At 67.4% G+C, this 24,268-nt stretch carries 19 protein-coding genes and 1 tRNA gene; 3 read left to right on the plus strand and 17 right to left on the minus strand.

The genetic code is table 11. The annotated features are described in order from the left end of the window. From rpsL to P9849_RS12540, 4 genes are all read right to left on the minus strand, one after another. Positions 1 to 375: a 30S ribosomal protein S12 gene (rpsL, locus tag P9849_RS12525; protein ID WP_066211570.1), complete on the minus strand. Its 375-nt coding sequence runs from the start codon at positions 373 to 375 to the stop codon at positions 1 to 3. A gap of 436 nt (positions 376 to 811) precedes the next feature. Next, positions 812 to 4,711 (minus strand): DNA-directed RNA polymerase subunit beta', encoded by a 3,900-nt coding sequence (locus P9849_RS12530; protein ID WP_278267078.1) that lies wholly within the window; start codon positions 4,709 to 4,711, stop codon positions 812 to 814. 85 nt (positions 4,712 to 4,796) lie between these two features. Then, entirely contained in the window at positions 4,797 to 8,297 is a 3,501-nt protein-coding gene (gene rpoB, locus P9849_RS12535) for a DNA-directed RNA polymerase subunit beta (protein WP_278267079.1), read from the minus strand. A gap of 287 nt (positions 8,298 to 8,584) precedes the next feature. Then, positions 8,585 to 9,004: a YbaK/EbsC family protein gene (locus P9849_RS12540; protein WP_307498711.1), complete on the minus strand. Its 420-nt coding sequence runs from the start codon at positions 9,002 to 9,004 to the stop codon at positions 8,585 to 8,587. A 226-nt stretch (positions 9,005 to 9,230) separates the two neighbouring features. Between P9849_RS12540 and P9849_RS12545 the strand changes: the two genes are divergently transcribed. Next, entirely contained in the window at positions 9,231 to 10,430 is a 1,200-nt protein-coding gene (locus P9849_RS12545) for an acetyl-CoA C-acetyltransferase (protein WP_278267080.1), read from the plus strand. Positions 10,431 to 10,515: 85 nt separating this feature from the next. Here the strand turns inward: P9849_RS12545 and P9849_RS12550 are convergent, their stop codons facing one another. The 10 genes from P9849_RS12550 to P9849_RS12595 form a co-directional block, all read right to left on the minus strand. Then, positions 10,516 to 12,342 carry a 5'-nucleotidase C-terminal domain-containing protein gene (locus tag P9849_RS12550; protein WP_278267081.1) on the minus strand — a complete coding sequence of 609 codons (1,827 nt, stop codon included), beginning with the start codon at positions 12,340 to 12,342 and terminating at the stop codon, positions 10,516 to 10,518. Between the two features lie 292 nt (positions 12,343 to 12,634). Next, positions 12,635 to 13,012, minus strand: coding sequence for a 50S ribosomal protein L7/L12 (gene rplL / locus P9849_RS12555; RefSeq protein WP_066211585.1), 378 nt, complete (start codon positions 13,010 to 13,012; stop codon positions 12,635 to 12,637). 62 nt (positions 13,013 to 13,074) lie between these two features. Continuing rightward, positions 13,075 to 13,632, minus strand: a complete 558-nt coding sequence (gene rplJ / locus P9849_RS12560) for a 50S ribosomal protein L10 (RefSeq protein WP_066211587.1) — start codon at positions 13,630 to 13,632, stop codon at positions 13,075 to 13,077. 298 nt (positions 13,633 to 13,930) lie between these two features. Further along, entirely contained in the window at positions 13,931 to 15,052 is a 1,122-nt protein-coding gene (locus P9849_RS12565) for a GNAT family N-acetyltransferase (protein WP_278267082.1), read from the minus strand. Then, positions 15,049 to 16,173 (minus strand): GNAT family N-acetyltransferase, encoded by a 1,125-nt coding sequence (locus tag P9849_RS12570; protein WP_278267083.1) that lies wholly within the window; start codon positions 16,171 to 16,173, stop codon positions 15,049 to 15,051. The genes P9849_RS12565 and P9849_RS12570 overlap by 4 nt, the downstream gene beginning before the upstream one ends. A 176-nt stretch (positions 16,174 to 16,349) precedes the next feature. After that, the gene (gene rplA, locus P9849_RS12575) at positions 16,350 to 17,057 is read right to left on the minus strand and encodes a 50S ribosomal protein L1 (protein WP_066211592.1); all 708 of its coding nucleotides are present in this window, start codon (positions 17,055 to 17,057) and stop codon (positions 16,350 to 16,352) included. A gap of 127 nt (positions 17,058 to 17,184) precedes the next feature. Further along, the gene (rplK, locus tag P9849_RS12580) at positions 17,185 to 17,613 is read right to left on the minus strand and encodes a 50S ribosomal protein L11 (RefSeq protein ID WP_066211594.1); all 429 of its coding nucleotides are present in this window, start codon (positions 17,611 to 17,613) and stop codon (positions 17,185 to 17,187) included. 130 nt (positions 17,614 to 17,743) lie between these two features. After that, the gene (gene nusG, locus P9849_RS12585; RefSeq protein WP_278267084.1) at positions 17,744 to 18,550 is read right to left on the minus strand and encodes a transcription termination/antitermination protein NusG; all 807 of its coding nucleotides are present in this window, start codon (positions 18,548 to 18,550) and stop codon (positions 17,744 to 17,746) included. 158 nt (positions 18,551 to 18,708) lie between these two features. Further along, complete coding sequence (secE, locus tag P9849_RS12590; RefSeq protein WP_066211598.1) at positions 18,709 to 18,990, minus strand: preprotein translocase subunit SecE; 282 nt, start codon at positions 18,988 to 18,990, stop codon at positions 18,709 to 18,711. A gap of 115 nt (positions 18,991 to 19,105) precedes the next feature. After that, a tRNA-Trp gene (locus P9849_RS12595) sits at positions 19,106 to 19,178 on the minus strand. A 182-nt stretch (positions 19,179 to 19,360) separates the two neighbouring features. Here P9849_RS12595 and P9849_RS12600 point away from each other — a divergent pair. Together P9849_RS12600 and P9849_RS12605 are read left to right on the plus strand one after the other, a co-directional pair. Then, the gene (locus P9849_RS12600) at positions 19,361 to 20,581 is read left to right on the plus strand and encodes a pyridoxal phosphate-dependent aminotransferase (protein ID WP_278267085.1); all 1,221 of its coding nucleotides are present in this window, start codon (positions 19,361 to 19,363) and stop codon (positions 20,579 to 20,581) included. A 295-nt stretch (positions 20,582 to 20,876) separates the two neighbouring features. Further along, the gene (locus P9849_RS12605; RefSeq protein ID WP_278267086.1) at positions 20,877 to 22,091 is read left to right on the plus strand and encodes an MFS transporter; all 1,215 of its coding nucleotides are present in this window, start codon (positions 20,877 to 20,879) and stop codon (positions 22,089 to 22,091) included. Here P9849_RS12605 and P9849_RS12610 read toward each other — a convergent pair. The 3 genes from P9849_RS12610 to P9849_RS12620 all read right to left on the minus strand — a co-directional run bounded on the left by P9849_RS12610 (position 22,007) and on the right by P9849_RS12620 (position 24,266). After that, entirely contained in the window at positions 22,007 to 22,765 is a 759-nt protein-coding gene (locus P9849_RS12610) for an AraC family transcriptional regulator (protein ID WP_278267087.1), read from the minus strand. The two genes, P9849_RS12605 and P9849_RS12610, sit on opposite strands and share 85 nt — an antisense overlap. Positions 22,766 to 22,869: 104 nt before the next feature. Then, a complete protein-coding gene (locus tag P9849_RS12615; protein ID WP_278267088.1) occupies positions 22,870 to 23,391 on the minus strand; it encodes a M23 family metallopeptidase in 522 nt (173 codons plus the stop codon). A gap of 191 nt (positions 23,392 to 23,582) precedes the next feature. Then, positions 23,583 to 24,266, minus strand: a complete 684-nt coding sequence (locus tag P9849_RS12620) for an ABC transporter ATP-binding protein (RefSeq protein ID WP_278267089.1) — start codon at positions 24,264 to 24,266, stop codon at positions 23,583 to 23,585. Between the last annotated feature and the right edge of the window lie 2 nt (positions 24,267 to 24,268).

The following is a 24,268-nucleotide window of genomic DNA, read 5'->3' on the forward strand; positions in this document are numbered from 1 at the left end:
TTACTTCTTCTCCATCTTTGCGCCGTAGCGGCTGCGAGCCTGCTTGCGGTTCTTCACACCCTGGGTGTCGAGGGCGCCACGGACGATCTTGTAGCGAACGCCGGGGAGGTCCTTCACACGACCACCGCGCACCAGCACGATGGAGTGTTCCTGCAGGTTGTGACCCACACCCGGGATGTACGCGGTGACCTCGACGCCGCCGTTGAGGCGGACGCGGGCGACCTTACGGAGAGCCGAGTTCGGCTTCTTCGGGGTGGTGGTGTAGACGCGGGTGCAGACGCCGCGGCGCATCGGGCTGCCCTTAAGGGCAGGAGCCTTGGTCTTGGAGACCTTCGGCGTGCGGCCCTTACGGACCAGCTGCTGAATAGTAGGCACTGTTCGTGTTCTCCATCATCTGGAGCGGCCGTTCCCAGCCGCTCCCCATTTGCTTTGCCCCGGCCTGTCAGTCTGCGGACCGAACCACAGGAACGCCAGGGCGAAGCACTTCAAAGAGATGCACACCCGGCCCCGATCCGAACAATCCGCAAGGGCCCCAGGCATGCAAAATCGTGGCATTCGTTGTGCAAGTTCCCCACAACATGGACGGTGTCCGCTGCCACGTAAATCAATCAGATCAACTGTACCACGGCGCAGACCGCCTCCGTGAATCGCGGGCGCCCTGGCGCCTGGCCACACTCCCTCTGCCCCGGCGCTCCCCCCGCTCGACCGACGACGGCGCGTGGCCGCCGTCGTGCCGCCCGGGGAAAGGCGGGAGGGCCCCACCGGAAACCGGTGAGGCCCTCCCTGTCACGCATCGGATGCGCTGCGATCCTTAGCGGTAGTCGCCGCCGAGGTCGTAGTCATCCAGCGGGATGGCGTGGAACTCGCTGCCTCCGTCGACACCCATGGGGTCGTAGGAGAAGTCGCTGAACGAGGCCTGAGCGGAGAAGATGCTCGCCTTGGCCTCCTCCGTCGGCTCGACGCTGACATCGGTGTAGCGCGGCAGGCCGGTGCCGGCCGGGATGAGCTTACCGATGATGACGTTCTCCTTGAGGCCCAGCAGCGGGTCGCTCTTGCCTTCCATGGCCGCCTGGGTGAGCACCCGGGTGGTCTCCTGGAAGGAAGCGGCCGACAGCCACGACTCGGTGGCGAGCGACGCCTTGGTGATGCCCATGAGCTCGGGACGGCCGGAGGCCGGCTTCTTGCCCTCGGACACCACGCGGCGGTTCTCGCCTTCGAAGCGGCTGCGCTCGGCGAGCTCGCCGGGCAGCAGATCCGAATCGCCGGACTCGATCACGGTGACGCGACGCAGCATCTGGCGGACGATGACCTCCACGTGCTTGTCGTGGATGCCGATGCCCTGGCTGCGGTACACGCCCTGGACCTCGTCCACCAGGAACTTCTGCGCGGCACGGGGGCCCATGATGCGCAGCACCTGCTTGGGGTCCACCGGACCCTGGACGAGCTTCTGGCCCACCGAGACATGCTCGCCGTCGGCGACCAGCAGACGCGAGCGGCGCAGGATCGGGTAGGCGAGCTCCTCCGTGCCGTCGTCAGGAGTGACGACGATGCGGACCGAGTTCTCACCTTCCTCGATGTTCACGCGACCGGCGGCCTCGGAGATCGGGGCCACACCCTTCGGGGTGCGGGCCTCGAAGAGCTCCTGGATACGGGGCAGACCCTGGGTGATGTCGTCGCCACCGCCGGCGGACACGGCGCCACCGGTGTGGAACGTACGCATGGTCAGCTGCGTGCCGGGCTCACCGATGGACTGAGCGGCGATGATGCCGACAGCCTCGCCGATGTCCACGGTCTTGCCGGTGGCCAGCGAACGGCCGTAGCAGAGAGCACAGGTGCCCACCGTGGACTCACAGGTCAGCACGGACCGGACCTTCACCTCAGTGATGCCCGCGGCGAACAGCTCGGCGATGACGACGTCACCGCAGTCGCTGCCGCCAGCGGCCAGCACATTGCCCTCGGCGTCGACGACGTCGACGGCCAGGGTACGGGCGTAGGCGCTGTTCTCGACGTTCTCGTCCAGACGCAGCTCACCGTTCTCGTCGACCAGGGCGATCGGGGTCACCAGACCACGCTCGGTGCCACAGTCGGCCTCGCGGACGATGACGTCCTGCGAGACGTCCACCAGACGACGGGTCAGGTAACCCGAGTTGGCGGTACGCAGAGCGGTGTCAGCCAGACCCTTACGGGCGCCGTGCGTCGCGATGAAGTACTCGAGCACGGACAGGCCCTCACGGTAGGAGGACTTGATCGGACGCGGGATGATCTCACCACGGGGGTTGGCCACGAGGCCACGGATACCTGCGATCTGACGGACCTGCATCCAGTTACCACGAGCACCGGAGGACACCATGCGGTTGATGGTGTTCATCGGGGACAGGGACTTGCGCATGACCGAGGCGACCTCGTCGGTGGCCTTGCCCCAGAGCTCGATGAGCTCCTGACGGCGCTCGTCCTCGTCGATCAGACCCTTGTCGTACTGGCTCTGGATCTTCGCGGCCTTCTCCTCGTAGCCCGCGAGGATCTCCGGCTTGGCGGCCGGGACCTCGATGTCGGACACGGCGACGGTCACACCGGAGCGCGTGGCCCAGTAGAAACCGGCGTCCTTGAGGTTGTCCAGCGTCGCGGCGGTGACGACCTTGGGGTAACGCTCGGCCAGATCGTTGACGATCCGGGAGAGCTCGCCCTTGTCGGCGACTGCCTCGACCCAGGGGTAGTCCGCGGGCAGGGTGTCATTGAAGATGACCTGTCCCAGGGAGGTCTCGACCAGCACCGGCTGACCCGGCTCCCAGCCCTCGGGGCCTTCCCAGCCTTCGTACGGCACGAAGTTGTCCAGGCGGATCTTCACCTTGGAGTTCAGGTGGAGTTCCCGCGCGTCGAACGCCATGATCGCCTCGGAGACGGAGGAGAAGATCCGGCCTTCACCAGCAGAGCCCACACGCTTGGTGGTCAGGTGGTAGAGACCGATGATCATGTCCTGCGACGGGAGGGTCACGGGGCGGCCGTCGGACGGCTTCAGGATGTTGTTCGAGGACAGCATCAGGATGCGCGCCTCAGCCTGGGCCTCGGGGCTCAGGGGCAGGTGCACAGCCATCTGGTCGCCGTCGAAGTCCGCGTTGAAGGCGGCGCACACGAGCGGGTGCAGCTGGATGGCCTTGCCTTCCACGAGCTGCGGCTCGAAGGCCTGGATGCCCAGACGGTGCAGGGTGGGTGCACGGTTGAGCAGCACCGGGTGTTCGGTGATGATCTCTTCCAGCACGTCCCAGACCTGCGGACGGTAACGCTCGACCATGCGCTTCGCGCTCTTGATGTTCTGCGCGTGGTTGAGGTCCACGAGGCGCTTCATCACGAACGGCTTGAAGAGCTCCAGAGCCATCTGCTTGGGCAGACCACACTGGTGCAGCTTCAGCTGCGGGCCGACGACGATGACCGAACGGCCGGAGTAGTCGACGCGCTTGCCGAGGAGGTTCTGGCGGAAACGACCCTGCTTGCCCTTGAGCATCTCGCTCAGGGACTTCAGCGGACGGTTGCCCGGACCCGTGACGGGACGGCCGCGACGGCCGTTGTCGAAGAGGTTGTCAACAGCTTCCTGCAGCATGCGCTTTTCGTTGTTGACGATGATCTCCGGAGCACCGAGCTCGAGCAGACGCTTGAGGCGGTTGTTGCGGTTGATCACACGGCGGTACAGGTCGTTGAGGTCGGAGGTCGCGAAGCGGCCACCGTCCAGCTGCACCATCGGGCGCAGTTCCGGCGGGATCACCGGGACGGCGTCCAGGACCATGCCCAGCGGGCTGTTGTCCGTGGTGAGGAACGCGTTGACGACCTTGAGGCGCTTGAGCGCGCGGGTCTTCCGCTGGCCCTTGCCGTTCTGGATGATGTCCTTGAGCAGCTCGGCCTCGGCCTCGAGGTCGAAGGTCTCGAGGCGCTTCTTGATCGCCTCGGCGCCCATGGAGCCCTCGAAGTACATGCCGTAGCGGTCGCGCAGCTCGCGGTACAGACCCTCATCGCCCTCGAGGTCGGCGACCTTGAGGTTCTTGAAGCGGTCCCAGACCTGCTCGAGACGCTCGATGTCGGCGTCCGCACGCTTGCGGACGTTCGCCATCTGGCGGTCGGCGGAGTCGCGGGCCTTCTTCTTGTCGGCGGCCTTGGCGCCTTCGCCCTCGAGGCGAGCGAGCTCGTCCTCCAGGTCGCGGGCGATCGCGGCGATGTCGGCGTCGCGGGTGTCGACCAGCTGCTTCTTCTCCACGTCGTGCTCGATCTGGAGGTTCGGCAGTTCGGCGTGACGGTTCTCCTCGTCAACGCTCGTGATCATGTAGGCGGCGAAGTAGATGACCTTCTCGAGGTCCTTCGGCGCCAGGTCGAGCAGGTACCCCAGACGGGACGGAACGCCCTTGAAGTACCAGATGTGGGTGACGGGAGCGGCGAGCTCGATGTGGCCCATGCGCTCACGGCGCACCTTGGCGCGGGTGACCTCGACGCCACAGCGCTCACAGATGATGCCCTTGAAGCGCACGCGCTTGTACTTGCCGCAGTAGCACTCCCAGTCACGGGAAGGACCGAAGATCTTCTCGCAGAAAAGACCGTCCTTCTCCGGCTTCAGAGTGCGGTAGTTGATGGTTTCCGGCTTCTTGACTTCGCCATAGGACCAGTCACGGATGTCATCCGCAGTGGCCAGGCCGATCTGCATGAGGCCGAAGGAAGATTCGCTGGACATGGAATCCTGTTCTCTCTTGTCTCTAAGTCTTGACTGTCAGGAAGAGGTGGGGTGCAGCGGCGGCCGGAGCCGCCGCCGCACGTCACTACACCTCTTCGACGGAACTGGGCTCTGCGCGGGACAGATCGATGCCCAGTTCTTCGGCAGCCGTGAAGACTGCATCGTCAGAGTCACGCATCTCGATCGTGGTGCCGTCGGTGGAGAGGACCTCCACGTTCAGGCAGAGCGACTGCATTTCCTTGATCAGAACCTTGAAGGATTCGGGAACGCCCGGCTCCGGGATGTTCTCGCCCTTGACGATCGCCTCGTACACCTTCACGCGGCCGTGGATATCGTCAGACTTGATGGTGAGGAGCTCCTGGAGCGTGTACGCCGCGCCATAGGCCTCCAGCGCCCACACTTCCATTTCACCGAAGCGCTGACCGCCGAACTGGGCCTTACCGCCCAGCGGCTGCTGCGTGATCATGGAGTACGGACCGGTGGACCGGGCGTGGATCTTGTCGTCCACCAGGTGGTGGAGCTTCAGGATGTACATGTAGCCCACGGAGATCGGGTCCGGGAACGGCTCGCCGGAACGGCCGTCGAACAGACGGGTCTTTCCGGAGGCGTCGATCAGACGGTCACCGTCACGGGTCACGTTGGTGGAGTTCAGCAGGCCTGCGATCTCCTCTTCACGTGCGCCGTCGAACACCGGGGTGGCCAGGGTCTGGTTCGGCGCGGTCTCACGAGGCAGGTTCGGGAGGTTCTTGACCCACTCCGGCTCGCCTTCGATCTTCCAGCCGGTCTTCGCGACCCAGCCCAGGTGCGTTTCCAGCACCTGACCGACGTTCATTCGGCCCGGGACACCCAGCGGGTTCAGGACCACGTCGACCGGGGTGCCGTCCGCCAGGAACGGCATGTCCTCGATCGGCAGGATCTTGGAGATGACACCCTTGTTACCGTGACGGCCGGCGAGCTTGTCACCGTCCGTGATCTTGCGCTTCGCGGCCACGTAGACGCGCACCAGCTGGTTCACGCCCGGGGGCAGCTCGTCGTCGTTGTCACGGTCGAAGACGCGCACACCGATGACGGTGCCGGACTCGCCGTGGGGCACCTTCAGGGAGGTGTCACGCACTTCGCGGGACTTCTCACCGAAGATGGCGCGCAGCAGGCGCTCCTCCGGGGTCAGCTCGGTCTCGCCCTTCGGGGTGACCTTGCCGACCAGGATGTCCCCGGCCTCGACCTCGGCGCCGATGTGGATGATGCCACGCTCGTCCAGGCCCGCCAGGACCTCTTCGGAGACGTTCGGGATGTCACGGGTGATCTCCTCGGCACCGAGCTTGGTGTCGCGGGCATCGATCTCGTGCTCCTCGATGTGGATGGAGGACAGGACGTCCTCGGCCACCAGGCGCTGGGACAGGATGATGGCATCCTCGAAGTTGTGGCCTTCCCAGGACATGAACGCGACCAGGAGGTTGCGTCCCAGGGAGAGCTCACCCTGGTCCGTGGAGGGACCGTCGGCGATGATGCCGCCGACCTCGAGGCGCTGGCCTTCATCCACCAGAACGCGGTGGTTGTAGCAGTTGCCCTGGTTGGACCGGGAGAACTTGCCGATGCGGTAGCTCGTCTCGGTGCCGTCGTCGTTCAGCATGACCACGAGGTCGGCGGAGACCTCGGAGACCACACCGGCCTTCTTGGCCACCACGACGTCGCCGGCGTCCACGGCTGCGGCGCGCTCCATGCCGGTGCCCACGAAGGGGGCCTCGGCGCGGACCAGCGGCACGGCCTGACGCTGCATGTTCGCACCCATGAGGGCGCGGTTGGCGTCGTCGTGCTCGAGGAACGGGATCAGGGCGGTCGCCACGGACACCATCTGGCGCGGGGAGACGTCCATGTACTGCACGTCCTCGGCCGGGATGAGCACGGGCTCGCCTCCACCGCCGCGCTCACGGACGAGGACGGTCTCCTCGGTGAAGCGGTTGTCGGCGTCCAGCGGCGCGTTGGCCTGGGCGATGACGACCTCGGCCTCGTCATCCGCGGTGAGGTACTCGACGTCGTCGCTGACGACGCCGTTGGACACCTTGCGGTACGGGGTCTCGATGAAGCCGAACGCGTTGATACGGCCGTAGGATGCCAGCGAGCCGATCAGACCGATGTTCGGGCCTTCAGGGGTTTCGATGGGGCACATGCGGCCGTAGTGCGACGGGTGCACGTCACGGACTTCCATGCCGGCGCGGTCACGGGACAGACCACCCGGGCCAAGAGCCGAGAGACGGCGCTTGTGGGTCAGACCCGAGAGCGGGTTGTTCTGGTCCATGAACTGGGACAGCTGCGAAGTTCCGAAGAACTCCTTGATGGCTGCCACCACCGGGCGGATGTTGATCAGCGACTGCGGCGTGATGGCTTCGACGTCCTGCGTGGTCATGCGTTCGCGGACCACGCGCTCCATGCGGGACAGACCCGTGCGGACCTGGTTCTCGATGAGCTCGCCCACGGCGCGGATGCGGCGGTTGCCGAAGTGGTCGATGTCATCGACCTCGACGCGCAGATCCACTTCCTGGCCGTCACGGACGCCCTTGATGGTGGTCTCACCGGCGTGCAGTGCCACGAGGAACTTGATCATGGCCACGATGTCCTCGACGTGGAGGATGGAGGCCTCACGGTCGGACAGCGGGCGGTCGATGCCGAGCTTGCGGTTGATCTTGTAGCGGCCGACCTTGGCCAGATCGTAGCGCTTGGCGTTGAAGTAGAGGTTGTCCAGAAGGTTCTGGGCGGCCTCGACGGTGGGCGGCTCGCCCGGACGCAGCTTGCGGTAGATGTCCAGGAGGGCCTCCTCCTGGGTCTGCGTGGCATCCTTCTCGAGGGTGGCGCGCATGGAGTCGTACTGGCCGAACTCCTCCAGGATCTGGCCTTCGGTCCAGCCGAGTGCCTTCAGCAGCACCGTGACGGACTGCTTGCGCTTACGGTCCAGACGGACGCCGACCTGATCGCGCTTGTCGATCTCGAGCTCGAACCAGGCACCCCGGGACGGGATGATGCGGGCCGAGTAGATGTCCTTGTCACTGGTCTTGTCCGGGGACTTCTCGAAGTAGGCGCCGGGCGAACGGACCAGCTGCGAGACGACGACACGCTCGGTGCCGTTGACCACGAAGGTGCCCTTTTCCGTCATCAGCGGGAAGTCACCCATGAACACGGTCTGCTGCTTGATCTCGCCCGTGTTGTTGTTGATGAATTCGGCCTTGACGTACAGCGGAGCGGAGTAGGTCGCGTCGCGATCCTTGCACTCGGCCATGGTGTACTTGGGCTCGTAGAACTCCGGATCGGAGAAGCTCAGGGACATGGTGCCCTGGAAATCCTCGATCGGGGAGATCTCTTCGAAGATGTCGGCCAGGCCGGACGTCGTGGCGACGGACTCGTCGCCGGCTTCGACAGCGGCGGCGACCTTGGCCTGCCAGCGCTCGTTCCCTACCAGCCAGTCAAAGCTGTCCGTCTGGAGTGCGAGCAGATTCGGGACGTCAAGCGGCTCGTGAATCTTCGCGAATGAGATGCGACGAGTCGCACCATCAGTGGTAGCGGTTTCATTGTTTGGGGTGCTCGAGGCGACCAAGAGGGTTCCTTCCACAGACCTTCGGGCTGAACAGCCCTCCCCCATTGAGTGTCCGAAGCGCACGACACGCTTGGCACCACCCGACCGGGACCGCTATATGACCCGGGACCGTAGAGCGGCATAAGCACTCTTTGCTTAAATGCCACAGACACGACCAGCCCACCGCTATATGAAGGCCGAAGGTACAGAGGGAAGACGCAAATATCCACGATACAGGACAGAAACGAATATGTCTACCTCAGTCGCGGTGCCCGAGTCAAGCCGGGCCGGGACCCGGCGAGCCGCCGTCAGTCCTCCGGGACCGTGATGTCGGCGACCGTGGCCCCGTAGGCGCGGATCAGTTCATCGGCGTCCACGAACAGGCTGTACCCGTGCGCGCCGGCCCCCATGGCCACCCTCCGGCCCGTGATCGACTGGTCCGCGAAGACGGGCCAGTCGGTGGTGCTCCCGATCGGGGTGATGGTGCCCCGCACGAACCCGGTGGCCTCGAAGGCGAGCTCGGCCTCCGGCAGACGGAGCTTGTTCACCCCCACCACCGCGCGCAGCTTCGGCCAGGAGATGGCACGGCCGCCCGGGACCAGGGCGAAGAGGTACGTCCCGTCCGAACGCTTGACCACGAGCGTCTTCACGATGCCCGACGGCGGCAGGCCCAGCAGCGCCGCAGCCTCCTGGAGGGACCCGGCGGCGGGCCGCTCGCGGATCTCGATCTCCAGGCCCCGCTCCGCGGCGTCTCGCCTGACGCGATCCTGCGGGTCCGCGGGCTCCTGGGAACCGGCCGTCTCCTGGGATGCGCTTCCAGTGGTGGACTCGGTCACGGAGTCTCCTTCATCGCCGTCATTCCTCTGCTGTCCACACCATCCTGGCAGGCCGGCGAAGCCGAGGCCACCACGCGATAGCCTTGGTGGAGAACCACATCACGGAAAGCGAAGGCCCATGTCCAGCACTGAAAGCAACAATGACGTTGTCATCCTCGCCGCTGCCCGCACGCCGCAGGGCCGGTTGAACGGACAGCTCGCCAGCAAGACCGCCGTCCAGCTCGGCAGCCACGCCATCAAGGCCGCCGTGGAACGCGCGGGCATCGACCCGGACGACGTGGACGCCGTCATCATGGGACAGGTCCTCCAGGCGGGCGCCGGCCAGAATCCGGCGCGCCAGAGTTCGGTGGGAGCCGGCCTCGGCTGGAACGTGCCCACGGTGACCCTCAACAAGGTCTGCCTCTCCGGGCTCACCGCCGTGATCGACGCCGCGCGCCTCATCCGCTCGGGGGAGGCCGACGTCGTCGTGGCCGGAGGTCAGGAGTCCATGACCCGCGCCCCGCACCTGCTGCCCGGCTCGCGGCAGGGCTGGAACTACGGCACCGTGCAGGCGCTCGACCATGCGGCGCACGACGGCCTCACGGACGCCTTCGACGGCCAGTCGATGGGCCTGTCCACGGAGAGCCTCAATCTCACCCTGGGCATCGATCGCCGAGCCCAGGACGAGGTCGCCGCCGCGTCCCACAACCGCGCGGCCGACGCCATCGCCGCGGGGGTCTTCACCGAGGAGATCGCGCCGCTCAGCATCGCCCAGCGCAAGGGCGACCCGCTGATCGTGGACACCGACGAAGGGGTGCGTCCCGGGACCACCCTGGAGACCCTGGGCGGCCTCAAGGCCGCGTTCGCGACGGACGGGACGATCACGGCCGGCAACTCCTCGCCGCTCTCCGACGGCGCGTCCGCGCTGGTGCTCTCGTCCCGCAAGTATGCGGACGACCACGGCCTGGGCTACCTCGCCGTCGTGGGCAGCCCCGGGCAGGTGGCCGGGCCGGACAACTCGCTCCACTCGCAGCCCTCGCACGCGATCCAGGCGGCCCTCCGCCGGGCCGGCTGGGAGACCGGGGACCTGGACTTCATCGAGATCAACGAGGCCTTCGGCTCGGTGGCCGTGCAGTCCCTCAAGGACCTGGACTACCCGCTGGACCGCTGCAACATCCACGGCGGGGCGATCGCCCTGGGCCACCCGATCGGCGCCTCCGGCGCCCGCCTGGCGCTGCACGCCGCCTTCGAGCTGAAGCGCCGAGGCCAGGGCAAGGCCGCCGTCGCCCTCTGTGGTGGTGGTGGTCAGGGCGAGGCCCTTCTGCTCTACCGCGACTGATCGCGGCTCCTGCCCCACAGGAGAGGCCGGCCGGGCACCCAGTGATCTGGGTGCCCGGCCGGCCTCTCGCATTCAGTGAGCCGTGTCAGGCCGTGACGGTCAGCGGCTGACCGTCGACCACCAGCTTCCAGTCGTTGCGGGCGACGGCCGCAGGATCCAGGACCCCGTGCTCCACCACGTAATCGATCATGAGCTGGCGGATCTCCTGCTGGCTGTTGGTCAGGACCGGAGCCTGGGTGACGCCCGGGAAGCTGCCGCCGCCGCTCTGGCGGTAGTTGTTGATCGCCAGGGCGAACTCCGCGCCGTCCGCGACGGGCGCTCCCCCGTAGCTCAGCCCCTGGATGCGCTGACCCGCGGGACGGGCGACGTCGATGCTGTACTCCAGGGGTGCGTCCAGGCCGAAGACGATGTCGTAGTTGTAATCCGGGGTGCCCGCCGGAGCGAGCGCGGTGGGGGCGTTCGTCAGGTCCGCGGCGGCCACCGTGGTGCCCGTGACGGTCTTGTAGTACGTCGCGGACCACTCGAGGTAGGCCTTGAGCTGGGCGCCGGTGAGCTTGATGCTGAGCAGCGTGTTGTCGAAGATGTAGAGGCCGGCGATGTCGCGGATGGTCAGCGGACCCGCGGCCACGTCCACCGAGCGGGAGAACGGCGCGGCGATCGAGAGGACCGGCAGCCCGGCGTTCGGGCCGCCGGCGAGTTCGGCCTTGATCCGGGTCGCCTGGACGAAGTTGATCGCGTCGATGGCGGCGGTGTCCTCCCAGCAGGCCGTGGCCGTCGACAGCGGCGCCGTGGAGGAGCCGATGGCGGTGTTCACGTACTTCACGGCCTCGCGGTGGGCGGAGGTGACGGCCTGGACGACGGCGGGATCCTCGGGCGCGGTCTTGGCGTCCAGCAGGTGGGAGTGAGCGGTCTCGACCTTCCAGTGGCCCCGCTCCTTGACGAGGTCCAGGTCGATCACGGAGACGCGCATGCCCCAGCGCAGGGGTTCGGTGAGCAGGACCTGCCGTCCCGTGGCCGTGTTGGTCACGAACCGCTCCGGGATCTCCTGGTGCGCATGGCCGACCAGGATCGCGTCGATCCCGGGCACCTGCTCGGCGAGCTGGCTCGAGGCGTTCTCCGGGAAGGGCAGGGCGTCACCGTAGGAGGAGCCCGGCGTCGCGCCGGAGTGGCAGGAGACTATCACGACGTCCGCGCCTGCGGCACGCACCTCGGGGATGACCTTCTTCGCCTCCTCGACGATGCCGTTGAAGTCCAGCTTGCCCTCCACGTTGTGGCGGTCCCACAGGGCACAGCCCGGGGTCACGAAACCCACGATGCCCACCGTCACCCAGCCTGCGGAGGTCCGCACGCGCTTGAGGACGTAGGGGCTGAAGGCGCGGGCCGCGCGGCCGGCCACGTGGACGTTGGCGCCCAGGACGGGGAACGTCAGCTGGCGCTCCCAGGTGCGCAGGTGGTCGATGCCATAGTTGAACTCGTGGTTGCCCAGCGCGACGGCGTCGTAGCCCACCGCGTTCATGGCGAGGGCCATGGGGTGCTTCACCGTGCGGGAGGCGGGGCGGATCTTGGCGAAGTAGTAAGCGAGCGGTGTGCCCTGGATGGTGTCGCCGGCGTCGATGGTCAGGGTGCTGGACTCACCGCGTTCGGCGCGGACCGCCTTGATGAGCGACGAGGCCTGAGCGATGCCGATCTGATTGCCCGCCTTGTCCGCGTAGGCGGCGTCCTTGAAGTAATCCCAGTTGAACACGTTGTTGTGCAGGTCCGTGGTGCCGAGCACGGTCAGACGGAAGCGCTTGGCGCCGTGGCCGGGGCTCGCCTCGGCAGGTGCGGCGGCGAGAAGGGCTCCGGCGCTGGAGCCCGCGACGACGGCGGCGCTCAGCATGGCGCGGCGGCTGACGGTGCTGGTTTCACTCATGGGTTACCTCTGGGGGGTGACGACGGGACGACGCCCGGAGACCGGGCGCGAGGGGGATGGACCGAGGGGCCCAAAGCGCCAGTCTAGGCCGCCGTCACAGCCCTGGGAAGGAGTTGTGAAACGATTCCTGAATTGTTCACCGGAGGTTACCGCCCGTCCCGGCCGCGCCGGTCCGCGCACCACTCCCCCGGCCTCGTTAACGCGGAAGATCCCGCCCACCGAAGTGGACGGGATCTTCTCAGCAGACAGTCTCCGATCCTCAGAGGACCGGGGAACCGACCAGCAGCAGATGCTACTTGACGGTGACCGTGGCGCCGGCAGCCTCGAGCTGCTCCTTGGCCTTCTCGGCGGTCTCCTTGTTGACGCCCTCGAGGACGGCCTTGGGGGCACCGTCGACGAGGTCCTTGGCCTCCTTCAGGCCGAGGGAGGTCAGGGCGCGCACCTCCTTGATGACACCGATCTTCTTGTCGCCGGCGGCCTCGAGGACGACGTCGAACTCGGTCTTCTCCTCGGCCTCTTCAGCAGCGCCGCCACCGGCGGGGCCTGCAACGGCAACAGCTGCGGCGGTGACCTCGAAGGTCTCCTCGAACAGCTTGACGAACTCGGAGAGCTCGATGATAGTCAGTTCCTTGAAAGCTTCAATGAGCTCTTCGTTGCTGAGCTTCGCCATGATTGGCGTCCTTCCTGTAGTTGGTGCCTGCGCACCACAGTGTGTGGGTGGGGAGAAGAGGATCAGGCCTCTTCGGAAGCGGCCTCGGCCGGAGCCTCGGCAGGTGCTTCCTCAGCGGCGGGCGCCGGAGCGCCGTTCTCTTCTTCGAGCTTGATGCGCAGGGCATCAATGATGCGGGCAGCTGCGGCAGCCGGGGCCTTGAGGACACCGGCGACCTTCGCGAGCTGCAGCTCACGGGACTCGAGAGCGGCCAGTGCGGCAACTTCCGAAGCGTTCAGAGCCTTGCCCTCGAAGTAACCGGTCTTGATGACCAGCTGCTTGTTGGCCTTGGCAAAGTCCGTGAGGCTCTTCGCGGCAGCAACGGCGTCGCCCTTGATGAAGGCGATTGCGGTGGGGCCTGCGAGCTGGCCGTCGAACGCGTCGACACCGGCTTCCTTGGCTGCAATCGCGGTCAGGGAGTTCTTGACGACGGAGTACTTGGTCTCCGCGCCCAGGGAACGACGCAGCTCCTTGAGCTGTGCGACAGAGAGCCCGCGGTATTCGGTCAGGACAGCGGCGGTCGATTCGTTGAAATCGGTGGTGATCTCAGAAACTGCGGCCACCTTGTTCGGCGTTGTCATAACCCTCCTTCCGGGGAATCAGGCCGGTCAGGAAGGTCCTCGCTGCTCGCGGCGTGAGCCGCGCATCAGGTACTCAGGGGCACCAACAAAAAACGCCCCGCGCAGGCGCACGGGGCGTGGAAGATCAGACTTCTCGCTCGGTTCACCTGCGCCGGCCGCCCTTATGCTGAAGGGTCCTTCGATGGAGATCCACACGGTTCTGCAGGGCAGAAAGCACAGGGATATCCAACAACCGACGGTCTTTGGTGATCCCAGCTTACGGGAGATCCCGCCGGACGGGCAAATCGGCGGGCCGGCCTCAGCTCAGGTGCGGCTGGCGGAGATCAGGCAGCTGCTTCTGCCAGAGGCCCGTCACCCCCGCGGTCCGGAACCCCAGTTGCTGATTGACGGTGAGCAGATACCGGTTCTCGAGGGCGTTCCAGGTGTAGATCACGCGGACATCCGGGAAGAGGTCCTGCAGCTGCTGCATGTTCGAGATCTTCAGCAGCAGGCCCAGTTTGTTGCCGCGGTGCGCGAGCCGCACATGGGTCTCGTCCTGGAACACCACGTCCTGCCGCTGCGGCAGCACGCTGATGGTGGTGACGCCTACGAGAACGCCGGTCTCCACATGCTCGACGGCGGTGACCACCGTCCGCCGCCCCTGCGCCATGGCGATCTCCTCCGCACGGCGCAGCGCCTCCACGTCGTAGTCCTCCCAGACGGTGGCGGGCACCCCGGCATCCGCGGCAGCGGCGAGGGTGAGGTCCTCCGCGGAGGAGTCGAGCGCGGTCATGTCCGCCAGCCAGCGCTCGGGGCAGCGGTCCCGCCAGTGGTGCAGACGGTACCGTCCGTCGTTCGCGGCCTCGGCCTCCGCCGTGAGCTGGCCCTCCAGGACCGTGTCCAGCGGCAGGGCGCAGGAGCTGAACTGCTCGATCCGCTCCAGGGTGTAACCGCTGCGCTGGGCGAAGTCGACGGAGCGGCTCGCGAGCGGTACGAAGCCCGGACCGCTGTCCGGCTGCAGGCTGTCCTCGGTGTCCCCGAGGCTGGCGGCAGGGTGGTTCGTGTCGACCAGCAGGTGCCGCCGGCCCTCCGACCGGGCGAACTGCTCCGCGGCCCGGATGAGATCCCGCCCCACGCCACGGCCCTGGGCCTCCGGCAGGATGTCCAGGGTGAATTCCGCGACGTCGATGTCCCCCAGCAGGGGCAGCGAGATGTCCGCGACGCCGACCATCACGCCGTCCAGGGTGGCGGTCAGCAGCACCTGCCGCTCATAGGGGTCGCGCAGTTCGTAGAGCTTCTCCAGCGGCGTGTAGGCGAGGTCGTCGGTCCCCCACGTGGCGAGCCGGACCCGGCGTGACACGTCCACGGCCGCCAGGAAGTCCGCGGCGTCCGGACCGTCAAGGGTGTCCGGGATCCACAGCTGCTCGATCCTGATGCTCATGACCCCTCCGCTGCTGCCGCACGACCGTCCAGATGCGCCTGCCACTGCCCGTCATGACCCGCCGGACGGAACCCCGTCGCGATGTTTATAGCAAGCATGTGCTGATTCTCGTCCGCGTTGTAGGTGTAGATCCTGCGCACCGCCGGGAACGCCTCCAGGAGCCTCTCGAAGTTGGCGGCCTTCATCCACTGGCCCAGGGCGTGCCCGCGATGCCCCGGCAGCACCAGGGTGTTGTCCTGCTCCCCCACCTCAGGGTGATCCGGGAGGTACTCGAGCACGGAATAGCCGGCGAGCTCCCCGGTGGTCCGGTGGCGGGCCGCCGTGGTCACCGCGCGGACGCCGCCTTCACGGCGGCGGGCGTCGATCTCACGCACCCGGCCGGCGTCGAAGACCTCCTCGCCGAGTTCCAGTCCGCCGAGAGGGATCTCCGTGGACATGCTCGTGGAGAGCCTGACGAGATCCTCGACATAGTCCTCCGGGGTCTCGTCGAACCACGTGACCAGCTCGTACGACTCCTCGGCCCGGGCGGCCGCCTCCTCCAGCAGCGCGTGGGCGGCACGGCGGGACTCGTCGGACACCTCGAGCACACTCGTCCGCTCCACCTGCACGAGCTCGTAGCCGCGACGCCGCGCGAACCGGACCGCCCGCGACTCCGCAGGGACGCTGCCGCTGCCCGTCGGCGGGAGGAGCCGCTCGCCGTCGTCGTCCGCAGTGCCCGTCGGGTGTTCCGTGCCCATCTGGACCACGGTGCGGCCCTCGCTCAGCGCCACCGCCTCCAGGTGGTCCGCCAGGGCCCGGCCGAGACCGCGGCCCTCGAAGTCGGGATGCACGCCGACACTCAGCCAAGCGGTGTCGAGGTTGTCCTTGAGTGGCAAGTGGATCCAGGCGCGGGCCACCACGCGGCCTTCGAGGCGCACGAAGTAGACGCGCAGCCGAGCGTACTCGGTGTCCCGCCACAGGATGAAGCGTGCGCGGTTCGGGGTGGCCAGGTCCAGATTGCCCCGCGTCCGGAGCACCAGCTCATCCGACAGCGTGCACACGTCCAGGAAGTCCCGGGCCTCCGGGGACTCGAGAGACTCCGGCAGGACCAGCTGTTCGATGCTGAAGGTGGACTCCGTCATCCTTCCACCCTAACCCGGCGCCGCTCCGCCGTCCCCGGCCGATCGCACTGCCGTCCCCGGTCCGGACGACCGCCGGCCGGGAATGCCAGAGGCCGCCCAGCGATGCTGAGCGGCCTCTGTCAGGGGTGGCCTCCGTCGTCAGACGGGACCGTGCAGGCGAAGCCTGCGAGGGGCGACTAGGCGCCGAGGACGACCTTGGTCACGTTCGGGTCCACGGAGATGCCCGGGCCGAAGGTGGTGGCCACGGTGGCCTTCTGGATGTAACGGCCCTTGGCGGCGGTCGGCTTCAGACGAAGCACCTCTTCCAGAGCAGCGGCGTAGTTCTCGGCGAGCTTCTCGGCGTCGAAGCTGGCCTTGCCGATGATGAAGTGGAGGTTGGAGTGCTTGTCGACACGGAAGTCGATCTTGCCGCCCTTGATGTCGTTGACAGCCTTGGCGACGTCCGGGGTCACGGTGCCGGTCTTGGGGTTCGGCATGAGGTTACGCGGACCCAGGACCTTACCGAGACGACCGACCTTGCCCATGAGCTCGGGGGTCGCGACGGCTGCGTCGAAGTCGGTCCAGCCACCGGAGATCTTCTCGATCAGGTCGTCGGAACCGACGAAGTCGGCGCCGGCGGCCAGTGCGGCCTCAGCCTTGTCACCCGTGGCGAACACGAGGACGCGGGCGGTCTTACCGGTGCCGTGCGGCAGGTTGACCGTGCCACGGACCATCTGGTCGGCCTTACGGGGGTCGACACCCAGGCGGAAAGCCACCTCGATGGTCGCGTCGAACTTGGAGGGGTTGGTCTCCTTGGCCAGGGTGACCGCCTCGGCCGGAGCGTAAAGCTTCTCCGCGTCGATCTTGGCGGCGGCTGCCTCATATGCTTTGCTGCGCTTTGCCATGCTGCGTATTTCTCCTTGTGCAGTTGTGGTCTGCGGACCGCGCTCGGCCCTGCCACTGCCCCGTCGTTGCACGGGACGTTATGAATTTCGAAGTGCCGGCGAACCGGCGGGTGGCCTGAGGCCGTGATTACTCGACCGTGATACCCATGGAGCGAGCGGTGCCGGCGATGATCTTGGCAGCAGCCTGGACATCGTTGGCGTTGAGGTCGGCCAGCTTGGTGGTGGCGATCTCCTCGACCTGTGCCTGGGTCAGCTTGGCGACCTTGACGGTGTGGGGGGTTGCAGAGCCCTTGGCCACGCCTGCGGCCTTCTTGATGAGCTCAGCAGCCGGCGGGGTCTTGGTGATGAAGGTGAACGAGCGATCCTCGTACACCGTGATCTCGACCGGGATGACGTTGCCGCGCTGGGATTCCGTCGCAGCGTTGTACGCCTTGCAGAACTCCATGATGTTGACACCGTGCTGACCAAGCGCGGGACCGATCGGAGGGGCCGGGTTGGCGGCACCTGCCTGGATCTGCAGCTTGATGAGGCCGGTGACCTTCTTCTTGGGAGCCAATGTAGGGTCCTTCTCTCAATTGCTTACTGAGGAACAGGAGTGCGCCTCAGTTGGGTGACCACCTTGGCGAGGTGGCCGGACGTTCCAGAACCGCTAAAGCAGCACGGTCCGGGAACGAAATCTCGGGGTGTCAGATCTTGGTGACCTGGTTGAACGCCAGCGTGACCGGGGTCTCGCGCTCGAAGATGGAGACCAGGACCACGAGGGTCTGGGACTCGACCTTGATCTCGGAGATCGTGGCGGGCAGGGTCTCGAACGGGCCCTCCTTCACGATCACGGACTCGCCGACCTCGAAGTCGACGTGGACCGGGGCGGCGGCGACGCGGGCCTGCTTGCCGCCTTCCTGCTCAGCCTGCTCCTGCTCGAAGACCGGAGCCAGCATGGAGACGACCTCGTCCAGCTTCAGTGGGACCGGGTTGTGGGCGTTGCCCACGAATCCGGTGACGCCCGGGGTGTGGCGGACGGCGCCCCAGGAGGCGTCCGTGAGTTCCATGCGGACCAGGCAGTAGCCGGGGATGCGCACGCGGGTGACGACCTTGCGCTGCGCGTTCTTGATCTCCACGACCTCTTCCATGGGGACCTGGATCTCGAAGATGTAGTCCTCCATGTCCAGGGTCTGGACACGGGTTTCGAGGTTGGTCTTCACGCGGTTCTCGTAGCCGGCGTAGGTGTGGACGACGAACCAGTCGCCCTCCTGGCGGCGGAGCTTGGCCTTGAAGGCCTCGAGGGGATCCTCGGCAGGTGCTGCGGGGGCGACGGCGTCGCTCTCCTCCGCGTCGACAGCCTCCGCGTCGTCTGCCTCGGCGACGGCTTCCGCTTCCTCAGCCTCGGCGGCCGGGGTTTCGGGCGCAGCAGTGTCAGCCTCGACGGCGTCCTGGGACTCCGGGGCGACGTCCTGGTTGACGGCCTCGCTGAATTCGAGCTCCTGCTCAGACACGTGGTCTCCTGCTTCGTCGTTAGTGCATTGCAAGCGTGGGTACGCTCGGGGTGGCCGAGCCACCCAGAGGGGCATCCCACTTAAATGGCTCAATTCCACAGGCAGCCATCTCAACCCCCTCGCGGGGGCGATCCGGTGGCCTGCGGAAAGTCAGTCGGTCAGCGTTCCGTGGGACCCGTGCCGCCGAACACCCAGCCGACGCCCACGCCGAAGGCGAGGTCCAGGAGGGTGACGATCAGCATGACGATCGCCACGAAGACCAGCACCACCAGCGTGTAGTTGAGGAGTTCGGAGCGGGTCGGCGTGACGACCTTCTTCAGCTCGCCGATCATCTGCCGGAAGAACAGGGCGATCCGGGCGAAGAAGCCCAGCTTCTTGCCCTTCTTCCCGCCGCTCTTGGCTGGACGGCCCTGAGCGTCATTGGCGGCAGTATCGGTCACTGTTCCCTCGCTCTTCTTTGCCGTGCTGTTCTGACGAACCCGTGCGGCTACCGTTCGGCAAGCCTCAGTGCTGGTGCTGTGGTTTTCCCGGCTCACGCCTGGAGCTAACCATGCGCAGGGCAGACAGGACTCGAACCTGCAACCTGCGGTTTTGGAGACCGCTGCGCTACCAATTGCGCCACTACCCTATGGAGTCGGATGGCCTTTCGGCTTCCAACACCGAGGTACAACTATACGCAAGATGTGGGAAAACGTCTAAGTGGGACTCATCGCCGGTTCCGGCTGTGCCTCGTGGATCACCTCAGCCTAAGCTTGGAAGTGCCGGTTGACCCCGGGATCACGCTGAAAAACACGCGAAGGACTCCGCCCCATGCCCTCTTCACGCATCTCCCGACGCATCTCCTCCATCGCCGAATCCGCCACCCTCGCGGTGGACGCGAAGGCCAAGGCCCTCAAGGCCGCGGGCCGTCCGGTGATCGGCTTCGGGGCAGGTGAGCCGGACTTCCCCACCCCCGGGTACATCGTGGAAGCCGCGATCGAGGCCGCGAAGAATCCCGCGTATCACCGCTATTCCCCGGCCGGAGGTCTGCCCCAGCTCAAGCAGGCCATCGCGGAGAAGACGCTCCGTGACTCCGGCTACCAGGTGGACGCCTCCCAGGTGCTGGTGACCAACGGCGGCAAGCAGGCCGTGTACAACGCCTTCGCCACGCTCCTGGATCCGGGCGACGAGGTCATCGTCCCGACCCCGTTCTGGACCACCTACCCCGAAGCGATCCGCCTGGCCGGTGGCGTGCCCGTGGAGGTCTTCGCCGGACCGGAGCAGGGCTACCTGGTCACCGTGGAGCAGCTCGAAGCCGCCCTGACGGAGAACACCAAGGTCCTGCTCTTCGTCTCCCCGTCCAACCCCACGGGCGCCGTGTACTCCCCGGAGCAGGTCGCCGAAATCGGCGCCTGGGCCGCCTCCAAGGGTCTCTGGGTGGTCACGGATGAGATCTACGAGCACCTGACTTACGACGGCGTGCCCTTCACCTCCATCGCGGCCGCCGCTCCGGAGCTCGGCGACAAGGTCATCATCCTCAACGGCGTGGCCAAGACATACGCCATGACCGGCTGGCGCGTGGGCTGGATGATCGGCCCGGCCGACGTCATCAAGGCGGCCACCAACCTGCAGTCGCACGCGACCAGCAACGTCTCCAACATCATGCAGATCGCCGCGCTGGCCGCCGTCTCCGGCCCGCTCACCGCGGTGGATGAGATGAAGGTGGCCTTCGACCGTCGCCGTCAGGCGATCACGGCGGGCCTCAACGCGATCGACGGCGTGGAGTGCCCGACGCCGAAGGGCGCCTTCTACGCCTACGCGGACGTCCGCGGGCTGCTGGGGAAGTCGTTCCCGACGGCCGCCGGCGGGACCGCCATTCCGCAGACCAGTGCCGAGCTGGCGGCGCTCATCCTCGACGAGGTCGAGGTCGCGGTGGTGCCGGGTGAGGCGTTCGGCCCGAGCGGCTACCTCCGCCTGAGCTACGCCCTGGGCGACGACGACCTCGCCGAAGGCGTCCGCCGTCTGCAGGAGTTCCTCGGCAAGGCCGCGTGAGCCACGCCGCCTGAGCCGCAACGGCCGCGCCGCGGTCGTACCGCGGCAACACGAACGCCCCGCACCGTCCAGCACGGTGCGGGGCGTTCGTGTTTTCAGGGTGTGTCTCGGCGGTTCCGGCTCCGCTGCCCTGTCTCCAGGGTCCTGGCTCCGATGCCCCGGCCTGTCGGATTCCTTGCCCGTCGGAGTCCTTGCCTGCCGGATTCCCGGCCCGCCGGGCGGTCCTGGACGGCAGGGCAATGACCCCGGACTCCGGGTCAAGGATGAGCGCTCTCAGCCCGGAACAGTGGAGTCCATGAAACCCACCGCTCTTCGACGCGCACCCTTCGCGATCCCCGCCCTGGCCCTCGGCATCACCCTGCTGGTGGCCAGCGAATTCCTCCCGGCGAGCGTCCTGCCCCTCATCGCCGCCGACGTGGGGGTCAGTGACGGCACCGCCGGACTGGCCGTGGCGGCCACGTCCCTGGCCGGCGCACTGACCGCCCCCAGCCTCGCCAGCCTGGTGCCCCGCACCGACCGGCGGACCGTGCTGGTCGTCCTGCTCGGGATCGGGACGCTGGCCGATGTGCTGGTGGCCCTCGCCCCGTCCTTCCCCGTCCTGCTGCTCGGACGCCTGATCCTGGGCGTCGCGATCGCGGGCTACTGGTCCCTGGCGTTCGGGGCCGGGGTCCACGTCCTGCCGTCGCGTGCCGCCCTGGTCTCCACGGCCCTGGCGACCGGCACCAGCGTGGCGACCATCGCCGCGATGCCGCTCGCCGCCGTCGTCGGGACGGCGCTCGGCTGGCGGCAGGTCTTCTGGGCGGCCGCCGCGGTGGGCGTCCTCGCCACCTTCACGCTCGCGCTCACGCTGCCCACCGTGCCGGCGCATCCTTCGGCCGGGTCCGCGATGATGCGCCGGGCTCTCGGGCGTCGCCGTCTCATGCTCGGGATCCTCTGCGTCGGGCTGGCCGCCTTCGCGAACTTCACCGCGTACCCGTACATCAGGCTCGCGATCGACTCCGTGGACCCGGGAGCCATGGGCTGGCTCCTGCTGCTCTGGGGCGTCGGCGGCCTCGTGGGGAACGTCCTGGCGGGCGCCATCTCGCGCCGGCTGCGGCTCGCCGTCTCACTCGGGCCCGTCGTCCTGGCGGCTTCGCTCCTGCTGGCCTCGCAGAGCGGCACTACGGCGTCCCTGACCGTGGCGAGCCTCGCCTGGGGCCTCGGGTTCAATCTGGTGCCGGTGACGACTCAGCTGTGGGTCACCACGGTCGAGCCGGACGACGCCGAGGCCGCGGTCAGTCTTCAGGTCACCGCGTTCCAGGCGGCGATCACGCTGGGCGCCGTCGTCGGCGGGCTGCTGGTGGATCACTCGGGACTGGCCGCGGTCTTCGTCACCGCGGCGACGGCGGCCGTGCTGGCCGGCGTCGGGTTCGCGCTGCTGCCCGCTCAGCCCGCGGATGCCCGCCAGCGGCCGGGAGTGGTCCCGCGTTCCGCGGAGAACGCCCGGACGAAGGCGGCGTCGGATGCGTAGCCGACGCTCGCGGCGATCTGACTGATCTGCTGGTCCCCGTTCCGCAGCAGATGGGCGGCGCGGGCGAGCCGCTCCTGGCGCACGTACTGCATGGGCGTCACGCCCGTCTGCGCGCGGAAACGCTCCGCCAGGGCCGAACGGCTCAGGAGCGCCAGCCTGGACAGCTGCAGCAGGGTCCAGGGGTGCCCAGGATCCTGACGGATGGCGGAGGCGGCCCGGCACACCCCGGGGTCCCATTCGCCCACGGATTCCGCCGTGTCCAGGGAGACGATCATCGCGCCGCCGATCAGATGTCCGTACCCCCGGTTGAAATCGCGGACCGTCGGTTTCCCGCTCAAAGGGCAGGCGGCGATGAATTCGGTGACACCGTGGTGCCGGGCATTGAAGTCGGGCACGATCGCAGGCTCCGGCAGGGCGGCCCCGGTCAGTTCCGCCAGGTCCACGTGGAGCACCCGGCTCGGTTCCTTCGCCCGCGCCTGGAAGCGTGCCGCCTGGCGGAGGAAGGCGGCCGCGGATGCCGGGAGCGCGCGCTCCTCGGAGTTCCAGCGGAGCATCACGGTCCCGGAGAGCACCAGGAACCAGGCCGAGGGTGAAGTCCACGGAAGGGCTTCACCCTCGGCGAGGTCGAGCACGGTGGAGGCGCTGGCTTCCCACTGGGCTTGAAAGTCCGTCACCTTCACCGGAACGCGTCCAGGGGCCCGGTCATTCCTCGGATGCTGCCCGAGCGCGGGCCAAGAGTCATCCGGCCGGGAGTGCTCCGGCCGGGCCGGGGCTCAGCTCACGGCCAGAGGTTGGGGTTCTTATCCGAGCCGTACCCGCCGTACCGCGGACGCCGCTCGAGGTGCAGGTGCGGGCCGGTGGTGTTGCCGGTGTTGCCCGAGTACCCGATGAGCTGGTTGGTGGCGACCCGTTGACCGTCGCTCACGACCGAGCGGGACAGGTGGCAGTAGCCCCAGTCCGAACCGTCCACGTTGTCATTGATGAGGATCATGGTGCCGTAGGCGGAACCCCAATTGGCCCGGCCGGTGCGGACGTCGCCGCCGATGGTCGCGTACACCGGGGTGCCGACGGGGCATCCGATGTCCACGCCCGTGTGATAGCCGGCGGCCCACGAGCCGGGCTGGCGCCACTGCGCCGTGATCGGGTGGGCGGAGGGGTCCCGCACGGGACGCACGTAGGACGCGGCCTGGGCCGCGGGCGCGATGGCGATGCCCGTCACGGTGAGACCGGCGACGGCGAGGCCGCCTCCGAGAACGCTTCGTCGGCTGGGCAGGATGGATGGTTCCTGACGATCGGTCATGACTGTTCTCCTGAGTGCTCATGGGTTGGCGAGACGGATGGGCGTCGCCCGTGGCTTAACACAGTGTCACGACACCCAGGAACAAGCTGTCAACACATCGACCGAGCTGTCAAGAGTCGCACCGGACCGGTACGGTCGCGCGGGGGCATCCTCCCCCCAATGGAGGACGCCCCCGCGATCACGGGACGCCATCAGGCCCGCGCCGCCTCCTCCCGCAGCGTGCCCTGCTGGAGCCGGAAACGCCGCTGGGTCTTCTGCGCGAGTCCACGGTCATGCGTGACGACCAGCACCGTGGTCCGGTTCTCCGTGCTCAGCGAGCTGAGCAGCTCGACGATGTGCTCGCCCGTCTGCTCGTCGAGGTTGCCGGTCGGCTCGTCGGCCAGGATCAGCTGGGGTTCATTGCTCAGCGCTCGGGCTATCGCCACCCTCTGCTGTTCGCCACCCGAGAGGCGGTTGGCCTTCCGGCCGTGTTTCTCCGGGTCGAGCTGAACACGCTCCAACAGCGCCTGGGCACGGGCTTTCCGGGCGCTCCGGCCGAGGCCTGCGAACTCCATGGGCAGCATGACGTTCTCCAGCGCGGTCAGGTTCGGCACCAGATTGAACTGCTGGAAGACGAACCCGATGTCCTTACGGCGGTACGCCGTGAGCTTCGCGTCCGGCAGACCGGCCAGGCTCACCCCGTCCACCACGACATCGCCGCTCGTGGGCTTGTCCAGCGCGCCGAGCAGGGACAGCAGTGTGCTCTTGCCACTGCCGCTCTTGCCCACGATCGAGGCGAACGCCCCACGCTCGAGCTGGAAGCTGACGCCGTTGACCGGCTTGATGGTGCGGTCCCCGGAGCTGAACTGACGTACCAGATCCTTGACTTCGATCATGA

The sequence above is a fragment of the Arthrobacter sp. Y-9 genome, from assembly GCF_029690065.1.
GTDB lineage: Bacteria > Actinomycetota > Actinomycetes > Actinomycetales > Micrococcaceae > Arthrobacter_E.

Bases quoted from the DNA above. Each gene is read 5' to 3' on its own strand.
- P9849_RS12570 (WP_278267083.1), bottom strand. From the start codon at position 16,173: ATGACGGAGTCCACCTTCAGCATCGAACAGCTGGTCCTGCCGGAGTCT.
- rplL (WP_066211585.1), bottom strand. From the start codon at position 13,012: ATGGCGAAGCTCAGCAACGAAGAGCTCATTGAAGCTTTCAAGGAACTG.
- P9849_RS12615 (WP_278267088.1), bottom strand. From the start codon at position 23,391: ATGACCGATCGTCAGGAACCATCCATCCTGCCCAGCCGACGAAGCGTT.
- P9849_RS12530 (WP_278267078.1), bottom strand. From the start codon at position 4,711: ATGTCCAGCGAATCTTCCTTCGGCCTCATGCAGATCGGCCTGGCCACT.
- P9849_RS12600 (WP_278267085.1), top strand. From the start codon at position 19,361: ATGCCCTCTTCACGCATCTCCCGACGCATCTCCTCCATCGCCGAATCC.
- rplJ (WP_066211587.1), bottom strand. From the start codon at position 13,632: ATGACAACGCCGAACAAGGTGGCCGCAGTTTCTGAGATCACCACCGAT.
- P9849_RS12565 (WP_278267082.1), bottom strand. From the start codon at position 15,052: ATGAGCATCAGGATCGAGCAGCTGTGGATCCCGGACACCCTTGACGGT.
- P9849_RS12605 (WP_278267086.1), top strand. From the start codon at position 20,877: ATGAAACCCACCGCTCTTCGACGCGCACCCTTCGCGATCCCCGCCCTG.
- P9849_RS12550 (WP_278267081.1), bottom strand. From the start codon at position 12,342: ATGAGTGAAACCAGCACCGTCAGCCGCCGCGCCATGCTGAGCGCCGCC.
- P9849_RS12545 (WP_278267080.1), top strand. From the start codon at position 9,231: ATGTCCAGCACTGAAAGCAACAATGACGTTGTCATCCTCGCCGCTGCC.
- rplA (WP_066211592.1), bottom strand. From the start codon at position 17,057: ATGGCAAAGCGCAGCAAAGCATATGAGGCAGCCGCCGCCAAGATCGAC.
- P9849_RS12620 (WP_278267089.1), bottom strand. From the start codon at position 24,266: ATGATCGAAGTCAAGGATCTGGTACGTCAGTTCAGCTCCGGGGACCGC.